This window comes from Chryseobacterium sp. CH21 (assembly GCF_004119445.1).
In the GTDB taxonomy this organism is placed as follows: domain Bacteria; phylum Bacteroidota; class Bacteroidia; order Flavobacteriales; family Weeksellaceae; genus Chryseobacterium.
The window spans coordinates 112,123-130,969 of sequence record NZ_QICI01000010.1 but is presented as its reverse complement, the minus strand read 5'-3'; the positions used below and the strand labels follow the sequence as shown (position 1 = coordinate 130,969).

The following is an 18,847-nucleotide window of genomic DNA, read 5'->3' as shown; positions in this document are numbered from 1 at the left end:
AGTTGATTAATTGAATGGTTCCAATAAGTTTTTAATTCTTTTCATCGCTTCTCTCAAATCTTCCTCAGAAGCAGCGTAAGAGAATCTGATACATTCCGGACTTCCGAAAGAGAATCCGCCTACACATCCTACATGAGCATTTTCCAGAAGGAACATCGCAAAGTCATCAGAGTTTTTAATTTCTGTACCGTTCAGCGTTTTTCCGATATAGTGCGAGATATCAGGGAAGAAATAAAATGCCGCCTTAGGAAGCAGTACTTTGAACCCTGGGATTTCTTTAATGAGTTCATACACAAGATCTCTTCTTTTTTTGAAAGCATCAATCATGTATCTGTATTCGGAAGGATCTGTTTTCAGTGCAACAATAGAAGCTCTCTGAGCTACTGTATTAGCTCCGCTGGTCATTTGACCCTGTATTTTTTCACAAGCTTTTGCCAGCCATTCCGGACATGCAGAATATCCGATTCTCCATCCTGTCATCGCAAATGCTTTTGACATTCCGTTGATTACAGCTGTCTGTTCATATACTTCCGGAAACTGAGCAATAGAAGTAGTATTAGTCTCGTAATTGATATATTCATAAATTTCATCGGAAATGACTGTCACCTGTGGGTATTTGGCAATCACTTTTGCAATGGATTTTAGTTCATCATAAGTATAATATCCTCCTGAAGGGTTACATGGTGAGCTGAAAAGTACAGCTTTGGTTTTCTCAGTAATAGCTTCTTCAAGCTGTTCTGCAGTTACTTTGAAATCAGTAAGATAAGAGGTAGGAAGCATTACAGAAGTTCCGCCCATCATTTTTACCATTTCATCATAGCTTACCCAATAAGGGGCAGGAAGGAGAACTTCATCACCATCATTGATAATGGCTGCCAAAACATTGATAATAGACTGTTTAGCCCCATTTGAAACACAAATCTGAGTCGGTTTATATTCCAGGTTATTATCTCTTTTTAATTTATACGCAATAGCTTCACGAAGTTCCAGAAATCCGGGAACAGGAGAGTAGTGGCTGTAATTTTCATTGATGGCATCGAAAGCGGCCTGTTTGATATTGTCCGGAACATCGAAATCCGGCTCGCCAAGAGTTAAGCTGATCACATCTATTCCATTGGCTTTCATTTCTCTTGCTTTATTTGACATTACGAATGTCTGGGAGTATCCTAATCTTTTTACTCTATCTGAAAGTCTATCCATTGTATTTTTTGAATTTTAACAAATATATAATAAAAACGCCTTGCAGGGATAAGAAAAGTGGTTTTGCGTAGAAGATTTTTGTCAGGTTTTGGACAAAAATTGATATTGAAAAGTGATACCGTTTCATTAAATAATTGAGCGTAATTGAGCAAATAACGATTGGAACACAGAATCAGAGGGGATAAAAAATGATTGATGAAACGAAGGGTTTTGTATCTTTAAACAATCTAAGACCTATCGTATGAAATATTCCGTTTTTTTATTGTTGATCTCCTGTACTGTTTTCTCTCAGAGATATTCAAAAGATAATGAAGTGAAGAAATATGTGTCACAGGTAAATGAAGATTCGCTAAAATCGTATATCGGAAAATGGTAAGTTTTGGAACCAGGCATACTTTAAGCTCCACAGATGATCCTAAACAGGGTATTGGCGCAGCAAGAAGCTGGGTGATAAAAAAATTCAATAATTATGCGAAAAATTCCGGAGGCAGAATGGAAGTGTATCTTCAGCAGGAAGATGCTCAGCCTGATGGAAAACGAATCGATAAAGTCGTAAATCTTGGAAATGCAGTCGCTTTTCTGAAAGGAACAGACCCAAATGATAAAAGAATCTTCCTGATCGGAGGACATCTTGACTCAAGAGTGACGGATGTGATGAACAGAACTTCCGCAGCACCCGGAGCCAATGATGATGGAAGTGGAGTAAGTGCTGTTATAGAATCTGCCAGAATACTGAGCAGATCTTCATTTCCTGCATCTATCATTTTTGTGGCTTTTTCCGGAGAAGAACAGTCGTTGTTGGGGTCTAAACAGCTTGCGGAAAAGATCAAAAGAGAGAATTTACAACTGGAAGCGGTTCTGAACAATGATATGATCGGTAATCCCAAAGCAGGAGAAACTGGAGAAATTAATACCCGTGTACTTCGCGTATTCAGTGAAGGTCTGCCTTACAAAGACCTCGATAAAAAAGCAATGACGATTAGGAACCTGGGTTTTGAAAATGATAGTGAATCCAGACAGCTGGCCCGTTATATCAAAGAAATTACAGAACAATATGTGAAAGGACTGGAGGTCAAACTGATCTACAGGAATGACAGGTTTTTGCGTGGAGGAGATCACACCAGCTTTGTGAATAACGGATTTCCTTCCGTAAGACTGACAGAATATTATGAAAACTACGATCATCAGCATCAGGATATAAGAATAGAAAACAATAAGCAATACGGTGATCTTCCCGAATTTATAGATTTTAAATATCTGAAAAAGAATATTGCAGCCAATATTGCCGTACTGGCCAGCCTTGCAAAATCTACTTCAAAACCTGAGAAAGTAGAGATGGATGTAAAAGAACTGACCAATTCAACAACTTTACATTGGGAAAAACCAAAATCCGGAACTCCGGCAGGCTATTATGTGCTGGCAAGAGAAACGGACAGTCCGGTATGGCAGAAAAAAATATTCACAACAGGGCTTTCCATAAAGGTTCCGCTTTCGAAAGACAATTATATTTTTGCGGTACAGTCCGTTAATCAGTCAGGAAACCTTAGTGTACCTGTAATTCCGGGAATTGCGAAATAATGGGTTGGACGAAAAAGCTGAGTTTACAGCCGGATCAGGAAAAGTAGATTTGAATACAAGAGAAATAAAACTTATTTTTGCGGTTTATAATAATTCACATGTCTGCATCGTTACTATTAAAATATTTCCCGGATCTTACTGAAAAACAGAAAGAACAGTTTTCTAAACTGGAAAATCTGTACAATGAATGGAATGAAAAGATCAACGTAATTTCCAGAAAAGATATGGAATCGCTGTATGAAAAGCACATTCTGCACTCTTTGGGAATAGCAAAAGTGATGGAATTTGCACCGGGAACCAAAGTTTTGGATATCGGCACCGGAGGTGGTTTTCCGGGAATTCCTCTGGCAATCCTGTTTCCGGATACGGAATTTACTCTGATTGATTCTATCGGAAAGAAAATCAGTGTAGTACAGGCTGTAGCTGATGGAGTAGGCTTAACCAATGTAACGGCCATCCACGGAAGGGCAGAAAAGCTGAAAGAGAAATTCCACTTTGTAGTCAGCAGAGCAGTAACCCAGATGCCGGAATTTTTAAGATGGCTGAAAGGAAAATTTGAAAAAGAACAGTTTAACGCTAAACATAACGGAATTTTATATTTAAAAGGAGGTGATCTTGCAGAAGAACTAGCCGGACTTAAATGTGAAATTTTCAATCTTAAACACTATTTTGATGAAGAATTTTTTGATACTAAAAAAGTAGTTTATGTATCAAAAGGTAATTTTAATTCCTAATTTTATGTAAATAAGGAATAATTTTTGCTAATATTTGTTAATAATCAGAAAAGTAAAGGTTATGAAAAAACTTTTAAATATTGGGTTTTCAGTATTCGTGTTAAGCGTGCTTCTGGTTTCGTGTAATGATGACGATTACCATACCATTGAGTCTATTGATAAAATCAAAATAGACAGCGTAAAAATCGTCAATGATACCATGGATGTTTTTGCCATCCAGAGCATAAAGACTTATTCTACCTATCCGTCTCACTGCGAAGGTTTTTACGGATATGATTATATTTACAACAATAATCTTGAAAGAACCGTTACTTCCTACAAATATATCACAAACGGACCTTGTACACAGAGTAGTTATGTGGGGGCAAACCAGATTAACTTCAGCCCGCAAAGAAAAGGAACTTATACTTTTAAATTCTGGAATGGAGGGAATAACTGGATTACCAAAACAATTGTAGTGGAATAATGAGATTGACGTTTGTATTGTGTTTATTGGCAGCCCAGGCTGTGGCCGGACAGAAAATTATTTGGGAAGAAGGCAAAAAGCTGACGTGGGATAATTTTAAGAGCCCTGTTAGCAAGAAAAAGAATCCTGATGTAGCAGCATATACCCATTGTGGCTGGGAATTTTATTCTAAGAAATCTTCAGATCCAAATGCTCCTGTTACAATTACGATTAAAACCCTGTTTCACGAAGAAAAATCCTGGAAAGATGTCAAAAGAATGGACGGCTATATCCTGCTGCATGAGCAAAAACATTTTGATATTGCAGAATTATTTGTGAGAAAATTCAGGAAGGTCGTTGCTGAAAAAATCAAAACATCAGGAGATTATAACAAATATTTCCAAACTATTTATGATGGAATCTCCGCAGATTATAAAAACTTCCAGATGGCTTATGACAGAGATACCCGCCATGGAATAGATAAAGAAAAACAGGCAGAATATAATAATACCATTTCTGAAGAACTAGACAACCTAAAAAGCTACCAAGCCCATTGAAATTCCTCAATAAGATCATCCACGAACTGCTAGCCCAAAACACGGATCTTTCTGCGTTTAATATTATTCTGCCCGGAAAACGTCCCATTGTGTTTATCAGACAGATCTTAGAAGAAAATAATTATTCTGGGTTTCTACCCAACTTTTTTACCGTAGAAGAACTTATCAATACCATTGCCGATCAGCAGCCTATTCAGGGAATTCCGCTGTGGCTTTTTTCATTTGATGTATATAGAAGTCTGAATCTTATTCCAAGAGATGATTTTTCGGACTTTCTGAAGTGGTTTCCTACGTTACAGAAGGATTGGGATGATATTCTCAAGTTCTCAGACAGTGATCAGGCTGTTCTTCAATATATGTTTGATGAGGAAAGGATCAAAGAATGGGCTCAGGACCTTGGTGAGGATGATGATGTCCCAAGAAAGAAGTTTCTTAATTTCTGGCAGAATATGAATGTTTATCTCCCCGTTTTAAAGGAGAGACTGCAGGAAAAGAATTGGGCAACCTCCGGAATGATCCATGAGGCTGCTAAAGCCAAGATTGTAGATTTCGCTAAAAACACCAAACAAGAGTTCGTTTTTTGTGGATTTAATGCCTTTACTCCGGTAGAAGAAAAGCTCGTAAGAAGTCTTTTGCAATGGAATAAAGCTCAATGTTTCTTTCAGGCGGACCGTTATTATTTTGATGATGAAAGACAGGAGGCCGGGAAATTTCTGAGAAATCATAAAACATGGAAAGAGTTTGATGATAACAGAGCTTTCCAGTGGATAGAAGACGATTTTAATCAACCTAAAAAAATTAAGGTATACGAAGTCTCCGGAAATGTCACCCAGACCAAAGTGTTACCTGAGATCTTTAAAGAGATCAATAATAAAACCTATTCCAACACTGCAGTAGTGTTGCTGGACGAAAATCTTCTTCCTGCAAGTCTTGATGTAATGCATGGAGTTGATAATCTGAATATTACAATGGGATTCCCATTGAAAAACTTATCTTTCTCCAATGCAGTCAAACGTCTTTTCTATCTGCAGAAACAATTGGAAAAAAACAAATCTTCTTACTATTACAGGGATGTTTTCCCGATCCTGGAAGAACTTCCGAAATCTGCAGAAGACGAACAGATTATCAATGATTTTAAAGCTAAAGTAGAAGAGCGGAATATTGTTTATATTTCTAATAAGCTTTTACAAGAACTGCTGAGTGGTTTGTCTTACTTTGGGCTTCTTCAGAAAGCAGCCAGCACCAGTCTCTATCTGGATATGTTGATTGAATTCTGCCAGCAGGTAAAATGGCTGGAAATAGACGATATTCAGTATGAGAATGTCTCTCACTTTGAAAATGCATTCAGAATCATCAAAAACCAGCTGACTCCCTACAATATTGAGATCAAAATGGAAACGCTGGAAATTCTGATCAATCAGCATATCAACTCTGAGAGTATTGACTTTCAGGGAGAGCCGTTGAGAGGATTACAGATCATGGGATTACTGGAAACACGTCTCCTGAATTTTGAAAATGTTATTCTGCTTTCTGTCAATGAAGGAAAGCTTCCTCTTGGAAATTCTCAGAATACCTACATTCCCTTTGATATCCGAAGATTCTTTGATCTGCATACCTTTCTGGAGAATGACAGTATTTATGCCTATCATTTCTACAGGCTGATTCAGGATGCAAAGAATGTCCATTTGCTGTACAATGCATTGAGTTCGGGAGTGAATACCGGAGAAAAGAGCAGGTTCATTACCCAGATCGAAATGGAGAGTTCCCATGAGATAGAACATCTGATTATTGAAAATTCTTCCGAGCCTATTGTGACCAAACCGATCGAAATTACCAAGACGCAGATTGTACAGGAGCGTCTTCAGAAATGGAAGGGAAAAGTATCAGCTTCCCATCTTACAAGCTATCTCTATAACCCGATTGATTTTTATCTTTCCAAGATTTTGAATACTTCGGAAACAGATGAAATTGAAGAAGAACTTTCTATAAAAAATTATGGAAATTTAGTGCATTATTCACTTCAAGAAGTGTATGAGGTTTTGAAGGGTAAGGTTTTAAAAGAAAGTGATTTAAAGAATTCAGTTAAAGCGATAGATCACTATATAAATATTGCCATTGAGAAGCTGAAACACCAGCCTGAATTTTATGAGAAAGGGATGAATTATATCCATAAAGCTATTGCTAAAAAAGTAATTGAAAATGTCCTGAATCATGATCTGGAACTTATAAGGCAGGGTAACAAACTGGAGATTGTAGATATCGAAAGAAAGTTTGAAAATATAGATTTTCCTCTTGATGGAAATGATAAAATTTCATTCTTAGGATATATTGACAGAATTGATAAACTGAACGGAACCCTGAGAATCATTGATTATAAAACAGCTAAGATCAAAAATCTTACTGTAAAAATCGATCAGGATAATGTAGACGAATATTTTCATAACAGTGACAGAAAACAGGCACTTCAGCTTTGTATCTATCATTACGTGGTACAACATCTTCCGGAATTCTGGGGATTCCCGATCGAAACAGGAATATGGAGTTTTGCCGATGCTAAAAAAGGAATGGTTTCTCTACAATTTGACAAAGGAAATATTGATGATGCCATGAAATCTGTCAAAAGTCTTATTCTTGAAATCCTGAACCCGGACATTAATTTTGTGGAAACCATAAAAACGTATTAAACAGATTTAACGTTGATGATACGAGTCTTTTTATCTGAAAATCAGTAGGTTGTTTATTTTTAATAATAAGTGCAAATTCAATTGTTTATTTCACGAAAAGAGCCATTTATGCAGTTTACTTTTTTGTGTATCTTTACTCCTTCATAAACTTTTAAAGTTGTAATAAGATACACAAAGAATCACTAATGAAAAAAATCCTGATATTTTTAGCGATCGCTATTTCTCTTACTGTCAAGTCTCAGCAAAAAAATGATTCCCTGAATATTGCCCTTCAGAATGTAACCAAAGATACTAAGTTTGGTCTTGCTCTCAGTGGTGGTGGCGCAAAAGGATTTGCTCACATTGGGATTCTGAAAATGATTGACTCATTGGGAATCAAAGTAGATTATATTACAGGAACCAGTATGGGAGGTATTCTGGGCGGTTTATATGCTATGGGATATAATGCTGACCAATTGAAGCATACGGTCTATAAAATGGATTGGGGTAGGATTCTAAGTAATAAAATACCTTATAATAAAGTCAATATCAGCGAGAAAGACGAATATGATAAGTATATCCTTGAATTTCCGGTAGTGAAAGGAATTCCAACACTTCCAAGTTCTTATATTGAGGGTCAATACATGGGAGAAGTACTTAATACGCTTACTTTCAATGCGAAGCATATCAACGATTTCAGTAAACTAAGAATTCCTGTTCAGCTTACTTCATCCGATATTGAAAACGGAGGTCTCGTGATGCAGAAAGAAGGATCCTTACCATTGGCTATTCGTTCTACATTGGCAATTCCTGCAGCTTTTGCTCCTGTTTATATTGACGGAAAACTTTTGGTAGATGGCGGATTGGATCGTAATTATCCTGCCAATGAAGTTCGAGTGATGGGTGCTGATTTTGTGATTGGAGGCTATACCGGATTCAGGCTTTTTACCAAAAAAGAAATTGAAAATCCGATGAAGATGATCTATCAGACTCATGCCATCCGTTCCGTAGAAGATTTTAAGCATCAAAAAGAACTCTCTAATATTCTCGTAGACTTTGTAGATCCTTTGGGAGAGATTACCACGAAGGATTTTGCCAAATTCAGAAGGATTATCAAAATAGGAGAGACGGAGGCCAGAAAGCACCTTCCTGAGTTTGTAGCTCTGGCAGAAGCTCAGCGAAAAGCTGGAATCCAATATGAGCATACGATGATTGAAGAGGTGAAACTGCCTACCACAAAATTCACTTTTAATGAAGAAGACGGAACACCTATTACAGATGCAGCAGAAATTGAAGTACTTAAAAAACAAATGGGTCTTACAGAAGGGAAGTATTACGATGCAAAAACAGTTAATGAAGCCATAGACCGTGTATTCGGAATGCGCCAGTACGTTAAGGTGTATTATACCTATACCAAGGTGGATGATGGTCTTGTGATGAATATTTTTGTGAAAAGAGCGAAAAAAGGAGCATTTAAACTCGCCCTGCATTATGATACAGAGCAGTCAGTAGGAATTATTGTGAACTATACCTACAGAAATATTCTCCTGAACAGATCAAGGTTTCTGGCAACAGTAGATATTTCCGAACGTTTCAAAGCTAAACTTGCCTATCAGCAGTTTCTGGATAGTGGTGAGCGTTTGTGGCTGGATCTGGAAGCAAAAATGGTTAATCTTAAAAGTAATGATTTAAATTTTAGGCTGTATGATGTAAACGAAGATGGCAGCGACCGCTTTCCTAACCATATGTACCGCAATATCACCGGAAAAATTGCCCTGAATTATAATATCAGCCCCAATGCATATTTTTCTGTGGGAACGGAATTCAGTACAGAAAGAATGTATAGTTTATTGGATAAAGTAGATCAGGCAAAAGTGGATAATTACAGTAAAAAACTCTATAACCACAGTAATTTCAACACATTTCTGAAGTTTGAACAGAACAATCTTAACAAAAGATATTTTACAACAAAAGGGAATCATCTTCAGGTGAGCACAAGATTTTATTATGGTGATCGATATCAGCTTTATGATCTGGAAACGGTGCAGCCTCTTTTATATCTGATTCTTAATCCAAAAGACTCTTATTATTATGAGCCTAAAAACCTGATTTCTTTTACTTTGAATGAAAACTTTTATCATCCTATTACAAGAAGACTGACGGTAAAGGCCAACGTATTTTTGGGAGCAAGCTTTGGATCAAAGAGAGATGAGCAGGTCCCGTATCTGTTTTTAAATCAGAAATATAACCTGGGAGGAAGCGAATATAATTATGATCTGCTAAGTCCTGAATTCAATGGTCTTCGTCAGAAAGAACTTCCTATGACTTCAGTAGCAAAGGCTGCAGTGTCATTTCAGTACAGAATTATGAAAAAACTTTATCTTACTCCTTCGTTCAGCTATGGAAAAGTGAGTGAAGAGCTTTCACCTTTTAATAACAGCTTTGATATGTTTGGGTATGGAGTAAACCTTGGATATGAATCTCTGATTGGACCTATCAATCTGAATGTTTCCAGAAACAGCCAGCTTGATTTTTCAAGGATCTATTTCAGCGTTGGCTTCAAGTTTTAAAGAATAATTTTTCTCAGTTTTTAAGATATTAAAAAATCCTTTTATCTAAAGTTTTTATTTAGATAAAAGGATTTACTGTTTATGAAATCAATTATTTAATAAGATTAAAATCTATTTTCTTGGGATTTCCGGTCTTGGCATTTTGTAATAGCTTCCGGACATACTTTTTAAAAATGAAACAATGGCATCCATTTCCTGCTCATTCAGGTGTAAAGGTTTTATCAGATGATCTGTGACAGGAAAATTAGGATCGGCTTTTTTTTCTTCAGGAGTAGGGTTTATCATCTGCATACCGCTGTTGTATAAACTGACAACACCATGCATATCGTCCATGAGTCCGTTATGCATCCATGGGGCAGTATAGTCAAGATCTCTCAGCGAAGGGGTTTTAAATTTCCCTGTATCATCAGAATTTTTAGTGATATGATACAATCCAAGATCTTCATATTCCCGTTTGTAATAAGTAAGTCCTATGTTATGGAAAGATTCATCAGTAAGATATTTTCCGTAGTGACAGTTCATGCATCTTGCTTTGGTACGGAATAGATGCATCCCATAGATTTCCTTGTCGCTCATGGCTTTATAATCACCTTTTATGAACTTATCCAGCCTGCTCGGCTGGCTTCTGATTGTTCTTTGAAAAGTAGCCAGCGCTTTTGCGATTTTATCAAACGTGATTTTATCAGTTTGGTAAACTTCTTTAAAAAGCTTTCTGTATTCTTTTAATTTTGATAGCTTTCCGGCCAGTTTTTCCGGTTTCATATTCATTTCGTTATGGGCAGAAATAGGTCCCACAAGCTGTTCTTCCAACGTCTTTGCTCTTCCGTCCCAGAAATAGGACTGGCGGTCTCCAATATTAAAAAGAGACTGGGTATTTCTTTTTCCCTGCAAATGATCTGTTCCCAATGCTACTTCCTGACCGTCTCCCCAGCCCAGTTCAGGGTTATGGCAGCTGCTGCAGGATATCTGGCTGGATTGTGACAGTTTAGGATCAAAAAACAGCTTTTTCCCAAGCATTACTTCAGGCTGTTCCTGAGTGTCATAGTAGTTAGAATCCCATTCTATTGCCTCAAATTCTTTCCAGTTGACACCTGCATCCACTGTAGGTTTTGGCCAGTATTGTACAGGCTTTTTATAGTGTTCCACTGTTTCTCCATAATCCACTCTGTATTGTTGAAGAGTATGCTGCATAAAGAAAAGAGAGATCCCTCCAAGCACGGCAACTAATTTTATATCTGAAAATTTTATCATCATGTGTTTAAAATATACTTCCTATACTGACTGCAAATAAAGTATTGCTGCCATTTTTAAAATTGCTGTACATCATTTTACCTCCTACAAAAGCATTTTTCACAACGGGGAAGCTGAAATGAAAATGAATATCAAGTTTTGCCTGCCAGAAATCCGAAGACTGAAAAGCATAATTTTCCTGAAGCATAGCATTGATGGACAGTTTTCCGGAATTGTTGAAAAGCGCATCTTTTTGATAGACATTGGTAGCTGAAAATCCTGCTACAACAGACAGTGTCTGTAGATTTTCGAAAGTTTTAATCCATTGATAATCCGTACCATACATAATCTTGCTTAATTCTATTTTTGATAGAGGACTGTTGTATTTTTCTTTTTCCTGATTCCATCCAAAGAAGGGGATAAAAGACGATTTTGCCTTTTCATTACCCAATTGTATGAGCCCTTTGAAAATGATACTATTGATCTTATGGTTGTATTTTTCCACACTTCCGATCTGAATATAATTTCTTGAATTTTCATTCAGAAAAAGGTTTTCAGTTCCTTTTCTTTCTGTACTGTTACCTTCGGCAGAAATTCCCCAGACTGTTTTTCCGGAATCAAAGAATTTTCCGGCGGAAAAGCTAACCTGCTGTTCATCAATTTTTGAAGCATTGAGATCTGCATATTCTGTCAATAGCTTATCAAGATTAAACTTTTTAAGACTTATATTCAGATACCAGTTTCTATTGTCAGCTTCAAAGATCTGTAAACCTCCTCCGTAAGACCAGCCCTCATAATATGCCTGGCGGAGTTTTCCGGAAAGGAGTTCGTTATAATTTCCCAGTCCGCTCATATTATAAATCATAGGATATTCCTGGTTGCTTACAAAGCTCAGATTATGTTTTTGAGTATACTTTTCAGCATTCACATAAGCTCCAATTTTGAACTTTTGGAACATCAGTTTGTTGGCTCCCATTGCCAGAGAAAAATGAGCTGCTGTATTTTTCGGGCGTGGATCTGCATCTCTGTAACTCAATGTTGCCTGATAACTTCCTGTAATCCCTAAAGTGTAAGTATCTATTTTTCTGGAATATCCTCCTGAAAAGCTATAGTCTTCAAATTTCATATCACCACCCACACTGTCCGCTGCTACATAAGGATAAATGAGATCATAATCTGAATTTTCATTCCATACCATCTGCTTATTTTTCCCCTGTGTATATGAGGCATTGCCCCAGACTGATGTTTGATCATCGAGCTTTTGTAAGCTGTAAACCTCTGCACCCCATAGGTTTTTCCCTTTTCCTTTTTGCTGCAGTTGATTGGGGGTGTTGCTTTTTTCAGTAAACACATTGAAGTTTGTGATGCTGTATTTCCTTGCTCCGGCATAACTGGCGGGATTGAGGGTAATACTGTTTTTAATAAGCCTTTCAAAGCTATATTCTTCGCGCACTTTCTCTTTGATAGTGTCATTGATCTGAGCATGCATTGTTATTCCCGAAAAAGAGGTGAGCAGGATCGATATGGAAAGAAAATATTTCATTTTAATTGAATAAAGATGGCTTTACACCATGTTCAAAGTCTGTTGTGGAGTTGTTGGTATCTTTAAGGATATTTTTGCCATCCATTGTTTTTCCGGTTACTTTTCTGCGGACAGCTTTTCCGAAACGGTTTTTATCTCCGTCAAAAGCAGCTACGGAAGTCCATCCCATATCCAAAGAAGGAGAAGTTACCAGCCATTGGAATGAATCCTGTACACTTAAATTCACAGCATCTGTAATCCATTCATTGGGGATTTTGACAGCTGTTCCGTCCATAGGATATACATCACCGTTAATGGTAAGGTTATACGTGTAAGTATAAGCGTTTTGGGCAACCAAGGCTTCACTCGTCATTCCCTGTGGCAAACGTGCCAGAGCATAAGCATAATATCCTTGTGTATGAATTACCATTTTTCAAAAACATTCACCATTTTCGGAACGGCAGGATTGTCGATATCATCAGAATCTTCTTTGAAAATCTGGAAATTCGCATTAGAAAGATTGATGGATGAAGGATTAAAATCTTTATGATTAATAGCATCTTCCGCAATAATAATAGATTCTCCGGCTTTTACAGGATACATTGTGCCGTTTCCTGGAATTCTGATAATAGCACCTGCAGATAGAGCAGTTCCCATAATATTTGGGCTGTAATCCTGCTTTTCATTCGTCATAAAACTGGATTGTATCAGCAGCATACCATCTGCATACAAAGTCTTGTCCGTATTATTGGTGATTTTAAAATACTGATCACCGAAATACATTGCTCCCTGCGGTGTTTTTGTTCCGGTAAAGAAGACTTCTTCTAGGATCAGATCACTGCTGTTCCCTGATTTCAAAGAAAGATCCAACGTTTTGTTGTTTCATTACCATTGATAACGATTCCGTTTTGTACACCGGCAACTTTAGCTTCTACCGATCCGAAATTATCACCATACATAATACTTCCTTCCGCCGTAACGTTATACGTTCCTGAAGGAAGTACAACCTGTAAAACGTTAGTATTTTTAAGCTCCTGAGTAATGGTAAATCCTGAATTTAACTCTTTGAAACTGATGGTAATATTTTTATATTCTTTAACCTGAATATTATCAGGAACTACTTTAAGTTCAAGTTTTAATGAGGTTTTTGCTTCCGGAGCATCGTTTGAATCTGAAGAACAGGCTGTAATGGCAAGAGCTGCACACAATACGAACAGTGTTCTTAATACATGTTTTAACATAATTTATTGAATTGAAATTGTTTATAAATTGAAATTGATTTCCATTCCGAAGTAGGGATCATAAGCACCTTTTCTGTTGATGGTAAATCCGTTATTGTTGTAAGGGGTATAATAGCTGAATAACCGGTTGGCAAACATGGATACTATTACCGTTTTATTTCTGAAACTTTTGGTTACTTTGAGATTGAGGTTCATCTCCATAGGTCTTCTGGTAGTAGTGTATAAATCCTCGTTTTGAGTAATGATCAGACTTTCCAGGATCGTTCCTTTTACAGCATCCGGGTTGTAAGGAAGAACAGTGCCATTCTGATCTACATAATGACTGGGAATTCCGCTCATAGGAAGGATTTTTCTCATGGAATACCATGAAAACTGGAATGATGAAGAAAAAACAAGATCCAGGCGGGGAATATAAGTATCCAGCATCAGATTGGTATTCAAAACTTCATTCACAGAATTGGGCTCCATCCCTTCATATAGTCCAAGATAAGGATAAGGTCTTCCGTTGATTAGTAAATCTCTTCCTCTGTATACTGGAAGACTATTGCCATATTTTGTACGGAACCAGGCCCCGTTTAGAGTTAATCTTGTGTTAATCACTGGAATTCTATTGGAAGAATATTGAAATTCAATACCTTCTTTGTCCACTTTGCTTCCATTTCGCTGAGTGGTGTAAAGAAAGTTTTCATTCACATTCTGATAGGGAAGTGTGTTCACATCCGGTGGAGAAGTGATGGCATCATGATTCAGTCCTGAAGTATCGTATTTTTTGTACTGATATAAGGCATATTCATTCATTGAACGGAAAGCATTGTGCATATTTTCTTTAAATACAGTTACAGACAGTTGGTGTGCGCCAAGACTGAAATCAACTCTTGCTTCAAATTTTTCATTCACAGCGGGTTCTATATCCGGATTTTGTGGATTGTAAATCAGTGTTTTATAATTGATTCTTCTGTAATTTGGATTATTATGGAAATAATTCAGCTGCTGGATATCTTTGTAAATAAATTCCGGATACAGAAGATTAAGGTCAGGGAAAAGACTTTGTTTTCCATATCCTAATGTCAAAGCTATGGTTGCTTTTTTGTTCATCCAGTCAAAAGAGGGAAGCTCCCATTGGAAGTTTGCTCTTGGATCTGCATATAATTTTCCATTCATTTTAAAATGAGAAGGAAGATTCATCATCGTGTTTCCTCTGAATCCTAATGCCAGTGTAAGTTGATGTTTGCCTGCTTGTAATGAGTTGACAGACTCCAGGAACAATGCGGAAGTCATATAAGCAGGAACATCACGGTAAGCACGCGGTCTGAATGTAGCCTTAGGATCAATAGGTCTGTAGATATCAAATAATTGTCCTTTGCCCCAGTTTTTACTCATTTGCCAGTCAAATCCGGCATTGAACTCATGCGTCACCGATTTGTAATTAATCTGGAAATTATTGATCATTTTAACAAACAGATCCAGAGGTTTTCCATCCACTGTATAATTTGAAATGTAACGAGGTTCAGGATAGTAACCGTCATATTCTCCTGCAATTGTTGATAGAGGAAAAGCCGTTGCATTTTCCAGCTGAATAAATTTAGTCTGCTTTATTTTGTCAAATCTTTGGTTAAGAGTTGCCTGAATTTCAGTTGAACGGTAGAATGAAGGTTCATTTTTAGTATAAGTGAATAGATTGGAAAGACTCAAAAAATGAGTATTCACTTCATAAGAATTGAGCTCGGACAAATCTATATCCGGATCAGATTTTGAACCGTCCAAAGAACCTGTATAACTGAGATTACTTTGCCATTTTGCCGTTCCGTGATCATATTTTTTTCTTTAATGATACCAAGATGGGCGGTAATTCTTTCATAACTTTCTAAACGGTCTCTCGGATCGGTCTTTGCATTCAGATAATCCAGGCCTGTATTGATTTTCAGATCTTTTTCTTTATTTTCAAAACCTTTGCTCACTGCAAAAAGCTTACTGTAGCCATCTGCCTTAAATCTTGCCTTCCATCTTGTATATCCGGATTTGTTGGTGATTTTTACAATACCTGAAGTAAGATTTCCATAGATGACGGAAGGAATTCCGCGGAGAACTTCCACACTTTCAATCTGATCTGTAGAAATAGTTCGCATGTCTACACCACTGGTTATATTAAGTCTGCGTTTCAGTCCGTTATTGGTTTTGTCTAAAAAATCATAAGAATACTGGAGGTTAGCATTGGAGTTCAAAGGTGCACCATCTACCAAAAACGTTGTTCCCATAGAGGATGTATTGTAATCTGAGCCGGGTCTTCCGGTTTCACGAAGGCTGATTTTGTTAACCTGATTAAGAACCGGATCATTTGATCTTCCACCGGGAAGAAGTTCCAGAAGATCAGAAAAACTTGACGGCTGCAAATGTTGCATGGCTCTCTTGTTAATGATGGAAGAGGAAGTAAGTCCTTTTCCTTCTTTGGCAGTAATCACTACTTCTTCAATCGTATTGAGCTTTTCCTGAAATGGTAAAGTGATGGTTTCTGTTTTTGTCACAAATATTTTATCGGAATACCCCGGAATTCCATTTTTCCATGCTTCTATTTTATATTTTCCGGGAATAATAGAAATGGTTGCGACTCCTTTTTCATCGGTAGTTATTGAATAGGAATTTTCTTCATTCGAAATTTTAATTTCAGAACCTTTCAACGAAGATTGATCCTTACTTTTTAGTTCAAAAGTGATTATAAATTTTTGATTTTGTGACTTGACTGCTGTAATTGTAATGATAAAAATAAAAAAACTGAGAAATCGAAGCCTCAAAGGGAATCGGGAGTCATTATGGACCATCTGGCATTATTCTTTCGGCAAAAGTAGCGTCCTCAATGTAAGTTTGCTAATTTTATTTAGAATAATTCAAAATAAATGACAAGAATCATTTATGTTATTTTAATATGATTTTTGCTAAAAGTTTAAAATGAGTATCGTAAAATGATAATTAATAATGGATTATGTAATTTTAAGTATTTTGAAATGAGATTTATCTCCAATTATTTTTAGTGGAGTTATTGTAATTGCTCATCCATAAAAAAGCACTTCATTGCTGAAGTGCCAAAATTAACTTGAAATGAGATATGAAGAGTGATTGTTTTTACAGTTTTATTTTTTTGTTGATGGTTTTTCCATTAGAAAGTGTGACCTGTACAAGATATACTCCTGATTCTAAGTTTCTGGATTCAAACATTGGTTTATTAACTTCCTGTTGAACGATCAGAGCACCAGAAATGCTGTAAATACTAATGTTTTTAATATCATTGACGGATTTAGCTACAATTTGTTGTCTCTGAGTGTAAATATCAGTGTTACTTTCTGACGATATTGTTCCGCCAACCGCTTTACTGAACTGAAGATTATAATAAGGCGTAACTACCTCAAAGGTATAGTTTTTATTTTCCAGCTCCTGAATATTGATTCCTCCGGCTTCACGATATTGTTTTTGAGAAATGCTTTTGATGAGAGTTTTATTTTCATCAAAAATATTCACGGCAGTAAGTTCTTCCTGATCTACTTTTAATTGGAGAACTGATGCATTTGCAGATTGTACGATTTCGTTTTCAGCAACTTCCTGAGGGGTATTTTTGATGTATGGAATTGTTTTGTTTTCATTGTTTTCTGTTACTTTCAATAAATAAACTCCATCTTTTAAAGTCGATAAATTGCGGTCATTGGCTGCTCTGCTTTGTATTTTTTCTTTATTGAAATCAGTAACTTCAACCAGCTGCATATTTCCTAAATCCGGTTTTATCTGTGAAGATAAAAGGGTAGGCTTGTCAGAAGTTTTCTCTGCAGACTGCTTACCGAAAATTGATCCGGCAATAGCCCATTCGTTAAGAAGTCCACCGCTTCTCAACGTATTGAACTTTGCATTAGAAGCTAAAGTGAAAGGTAGAATTCCTCCCACATGTCCTAATGGGCCCCAGTAAAAAGAATCCAGTTTGTATTTATTAAGATCCCACCATGGGTAATATCCACGTTGAACATCAATCGTTTTAGACGTATTCTCAGGCGGAATGGCCAAATCTACAGTAGAATGCCCCAATGTCATTGGAGTTTTATTGTACCAGTCATAAACATCCTTAGGTTTCATGCATAGTCTGAGCTTGTTATTGGGATTATTGGTAACATCATTCACGAAGCTGGTTGTAAAGAGTTTTCTCCAAATAACAGGTCCCCATAACAGTCCGCCATTATCCTGAACAACATGATAATTGTATTTATCGAGATATTCCGCAGAAATAACTTCTGAAATGTTGTTAGTATAGGTTTTATATCCTGTATTGTTGCAGGTATGAAGAACATTCGCCAGAAATGAAGTGAACGGATAAATATCTTTTTCAAGAACTCCTTTATTTAAGGTGACTCCAGAAAAATCATAAGGTCCGTCTCCCATATAGGCATATTTGAATTTTATATTATTAGGATTCGAAATGCTTAACCTTTTTAACGTAGACATGGCTGCATGAGCGCCCTGAGAGTATCCTGCTAAGAAATATTCGTCATAACGTTTAATGTTCAACTGTGCCAATACTTTGTTAGCAGCAGTAATGAAATCAATGGTTGCACCTGCTTCTGTGGCATAATCTACATAAGGATGAACTCCTTCTCCCGTTCCCATCCCTACATAGTCGGGAGCCATCAAAATATAACCGTTAAGTACATAGGATAGTTCCACAACAAATCCTGCAGTTAAAGCTCCTTTAAAATTAGACGGAACATTATTTCTGCTGTCTGTTGTTCCATGATCTGACACCACGGTTGAAAGCTTGAAGGGTACATTAGGATACATAAGCAATCCGGTAGCTTTTACAAGAACATTATTTTCATTTTTGGTGTAATAAGTAATCTTGTATCCTTTCAGGCCAATATTAAAGCTGTTCAGATAGCTGGCAAATTCTGGTGCATTCTGATCGCCAAGATTACTAGCAATGAAATTGATAACTCCCTGTGGGGTAAGATCCAGTTTCTGTTCGGCGCTTATAACATCACCAGCTTGTTGTGCAAAATAAAATGGGGCCGTAAGGCCCAGTAAAAAAGTCGTAATTTTTTTCATATTGATGATTTTTTTGTGTTCATTAAGGTAA

General features: G+C 36.8%; 14 protein-coding genes and 1 pseudogene. 6 read left to right on the top strand and 9 right to left on the bottom strand.

Annotated features, from left to right (window positions below):
• Positions 1 to 6: 6 nt before the first annotated feature.
• Positions 7 to 1,200 (bottom strand): pyridoxal phosphate-dependent aminotransferase, encoded by a 1,194-nt coding sequence (locus BOQ62_RS01065; protein ID WP_129036591.1) that lies wholly within the window; start codon positions 1,198 to 1,200, stop codon positions 7 to 9.
• 241 nt (positions 1,201 to 1,441) lie between these two features.
• Here BOQ62_RS01065 and BOQ62_RS01060 point away from each other — a divergent pair.
• The 6 genes and pseudogenes from BOQ62_RS01060 to BOQ62_RS01035 all read left to right on the top strand — a co-directional run bounded on the left by BOQ62_RS01060 (position 1,442) and on the right by BOQ62_RS01035 (position 9,747).
• Positions 1,442 to 2,778 (top strand): annotated as a pseudogene (locus tag BOQ62_RS01060) (M20/M25/M40 family metallo-hydrolase).
• A 98-nt stretch (positions 2,779 to 2,876) separates the two neighbouring features.
• Positions 2,877 to 3,512, top strand: coding sequence for a 16S rRNA (guanine(527)-N(7))-methyltransferase RsmG (gene rsmG / locus BOQ62_RS01055; protein ID WP_121487569.1), 636 nt, complete (start codon positions 2,877 to 2,879; stop codon positions 3,510 to 3,512).
• Positions 3,513 to 3,573: 61 nt separating this feature from the next.
• Entirely contained in the window at positions 3,574 to 3,978 is a 405-nt protein-coding gene (locus BOQ62_RS01050) for a hypothetical protein (RefSeq protein ID WP_129036590.1), read from the top strand.
• On the top strand, positions 3,978 to 4,514 hold the full coding sequence (locus BOQ62_RS01045; protein ID WP_129036589.1) for a DUF922 domain-containing protein: 537 nt from the start codon (positions 3,978 to 3,980) through the stop codon (positions 4,512 to 4,514). Before BOQ62_RS01050 ends, BOQ62_RS01045 begins: the two co-directional genes overlap by 1 nt.
• Positions 4,511 to 7,198 carry a PD-(D/E)XK nuclease family protein gene (locus BOQ62_RS01040; protein WP_129036588.1) on the top strand — a complete coding sequence of 896 codons (2,688 nt, stop codon included), beginning with the start codon at positions 4,511 to 4,513 and terminating at the stop codon, positions 7,196 to 7,198. The genes BOQ62_RS01045 and BOQ62_RS01040 overlap by 4 nt, the downstream gene beginning before the upstream one ends.
• A gap of 185 nt (positions 7,199 to 7,383) precedes the next feature.
• Complete coding sequence (locus BOQ62_RS01035; protein WP_129036587.1) at positions 7,384 to 9,747, top strand: patatin-like phospholipase family protein; 2,364 nt, start codon at positions 7,384 to 7,386, stop codon at positions 9,745 to 9,747.
• 111 nt (positions 9,748 to 9,858) lie between these two features.
• Here the strand turns inward: BOQ62_RS01035 and BOQ62_RS01030 are convergent, their stop codons facing one another.
• The 8 genes from BOQ62_RS01030 to BOQ62_RS01010 form a co-directional block, all read right to left on the bottom strand.
• Positions 9,859 to 10,998 carry a cytochrome-c peroxidase gene (locus tag BOQ62_RS01030; protein WP_129036609.1) on the bottom strand — a complete coding sequence of 380 codons (1,140 nt, stop codon included), beginning with the start codon at positions 10,996 to 10,998 and terminating at the stop codon, positions 9,859 to 9,861.
• Between the two features lie 7 nt (positions 10,999 to 11,005).
• The gene (locus BOQ62_RS01025) at positions 11,006 to 12,520 is read right to left on the bottom strand and encodes a DUF6850 family outer membrane beta-barrel protein (protein ID WP_129036586.1); all 1,515 of its coding nucleotides are present in this window, start codon (positions 12,518 to 12,520) and stop codon (positions 11,006 to 11,008) included.
• Between the two features lies 1 nt (position 12,521).
• Entirely contained in the window at positions 12,522 to 12,929 is a 408-nt protein-coding gene (locus BOQ62_RS22780; RefSeq protein ID WP_262708282.1) for a DUF4876 domain-containing protein, read from the bottom strand.
• Positions 12,923 to 13,357, bottom strand: a complete 435-nt coding sequence (locus tag BOQ62_RS23760; protein WP_262708281.1) for a DUF4876 domain-containing protein — start codon at positions 13,355 to 13,357, stop codon at positions 12,923 to 12,925. Before BOQ62_RS23760 ends, BOQ62_RS22780 begins: the two co-directional genes overlap by 7 nt.
• Positions 13,354 to 13,740, bottom strand: coding sequence for a hypothetical protein (locus BOQ62_RS22775; protein ID WP_228413517.1), 387 nt, complete (start codon positions 13,738 to 13,740; stop codon positions 13,354 to 13,356). Before BOQ62_RS22775 ends, BOQ62_RS23760 begins: the two co-directional genes overlap by 4 nt.
• Positions 13,741 to 13,761: 21 nt before the next feature.
• A complete protein-coding gene (locus BOQ62_RS22770) occupies positions 13,762 to 15,504 on the bottom strand; it encodes a hypothetical protein (RefSeq protein ID WP_228413515.1) in 1,743 nt (580 codons plus the stop codon).
• Positions 15,474 to 16,415, bottom strand: a complete 942-nt coding sequence (locus tag BOQ62_RS22765; protein ID WP_262708280.1) for a TonB-dependent receptor plug domain-containing protein — start codon at positions 16,413 to 16,415, stop codon at positions 15,474 to 15,476. Before BOQ62_RS22765 ends, BOQ62_RS22770 begins: the two co-directional genes overlap by 31 nt.
• 442 nt (positions 16,416 to 16,857) lie before the next feature.
• On the bottom strand, positions 16,858 to 18,816 hold the full coding sequence (locus BOQ62_RS01010) for a T9SS type A sorting domain-containing protein (protein ID WP_129036585.1): 1,959 nt from the start codon (positions 18,814 to 18,816) through the stop codon (positions 16,858 to 16,860).
• Positions 18,817 to 18,847 lie beyond the last annotated feature (31 nt).

Excerpts from the sequence above, each read along its gene's own strand:
- BOQ62_RS01065 (WP_129036591.1), bottom strand. The coding sequence starts at position 1,200 with ATGGATAGACTTTCAGATAGAGTAAAAAGATTAGGATACTCCCAGACA.
- rsmG (WP_121487569.1), top strand. The coding sequence starts at position 2,877 with ATGTCTGCATCGTTACTATTAAAATATTTCCCGGATCTTACTGAAAAA.
- BOQ62_RS01050 (WP_129036590.1), top strand. The coding sequence starts at position 3,574 with ATGAAAAAACTTTTAAATATTGGGTTTTCAGTATTCGTGTTAAGCGTG.
- BOQ62_RS01045 (WP_129036589.1), top strand. The coding sequence starts at position 3,978 with ATGAGATTGACGTTTGTATTGTGTTTATTGGCAGCCCAGGCTGTGGCC.
- BOQ62_RS01035 (WP_129036587.1), top strand. The coding sequence starts at position 7,384 with ATGAAAAAAATCCTGATATTTTTAGCGATCGCTATTTCTCTTACTGTC.
- BOQ62_RS01030 (WP_129036609.1), bottom strand. The coding sequence starts at position 10,998 with ATGATAAAATTTTCAGATATAAAATTAGTTGCCGTGCTTGGAGGGATC.
- BOQ62_RS01025 (WP_129036586.1), bottom strand. The coding sequence starts at position 12,520 with ATGAAATATTTTCTTTCCATATCGATCCTGCTCACCTCTTTTTCGGGA.
- BOQ62_RS22780 (WP_262708282.1), bottom strand. The coding sequence starts at position 12,929 with ATGGTAATTCATACACAAGGATATTATGCTTATGCTCTGGCACGTTTG.
- BOQ62_RS22775 (WP_228413517.1), bottom strand. The coding sequence starts at position 13,740 with ATGTTAAAACATGTATTAAGAACACTGTTCGTATTGTGTGCAGCTCTT.
- BOQ62_RS01010 (WP_129036585.1), bottom strand. The coding sequence starts at position 18,816 with ATGAAAAAAATTACGACTTTTTTACTGGGCCTTACGGCCCCATTTTAT.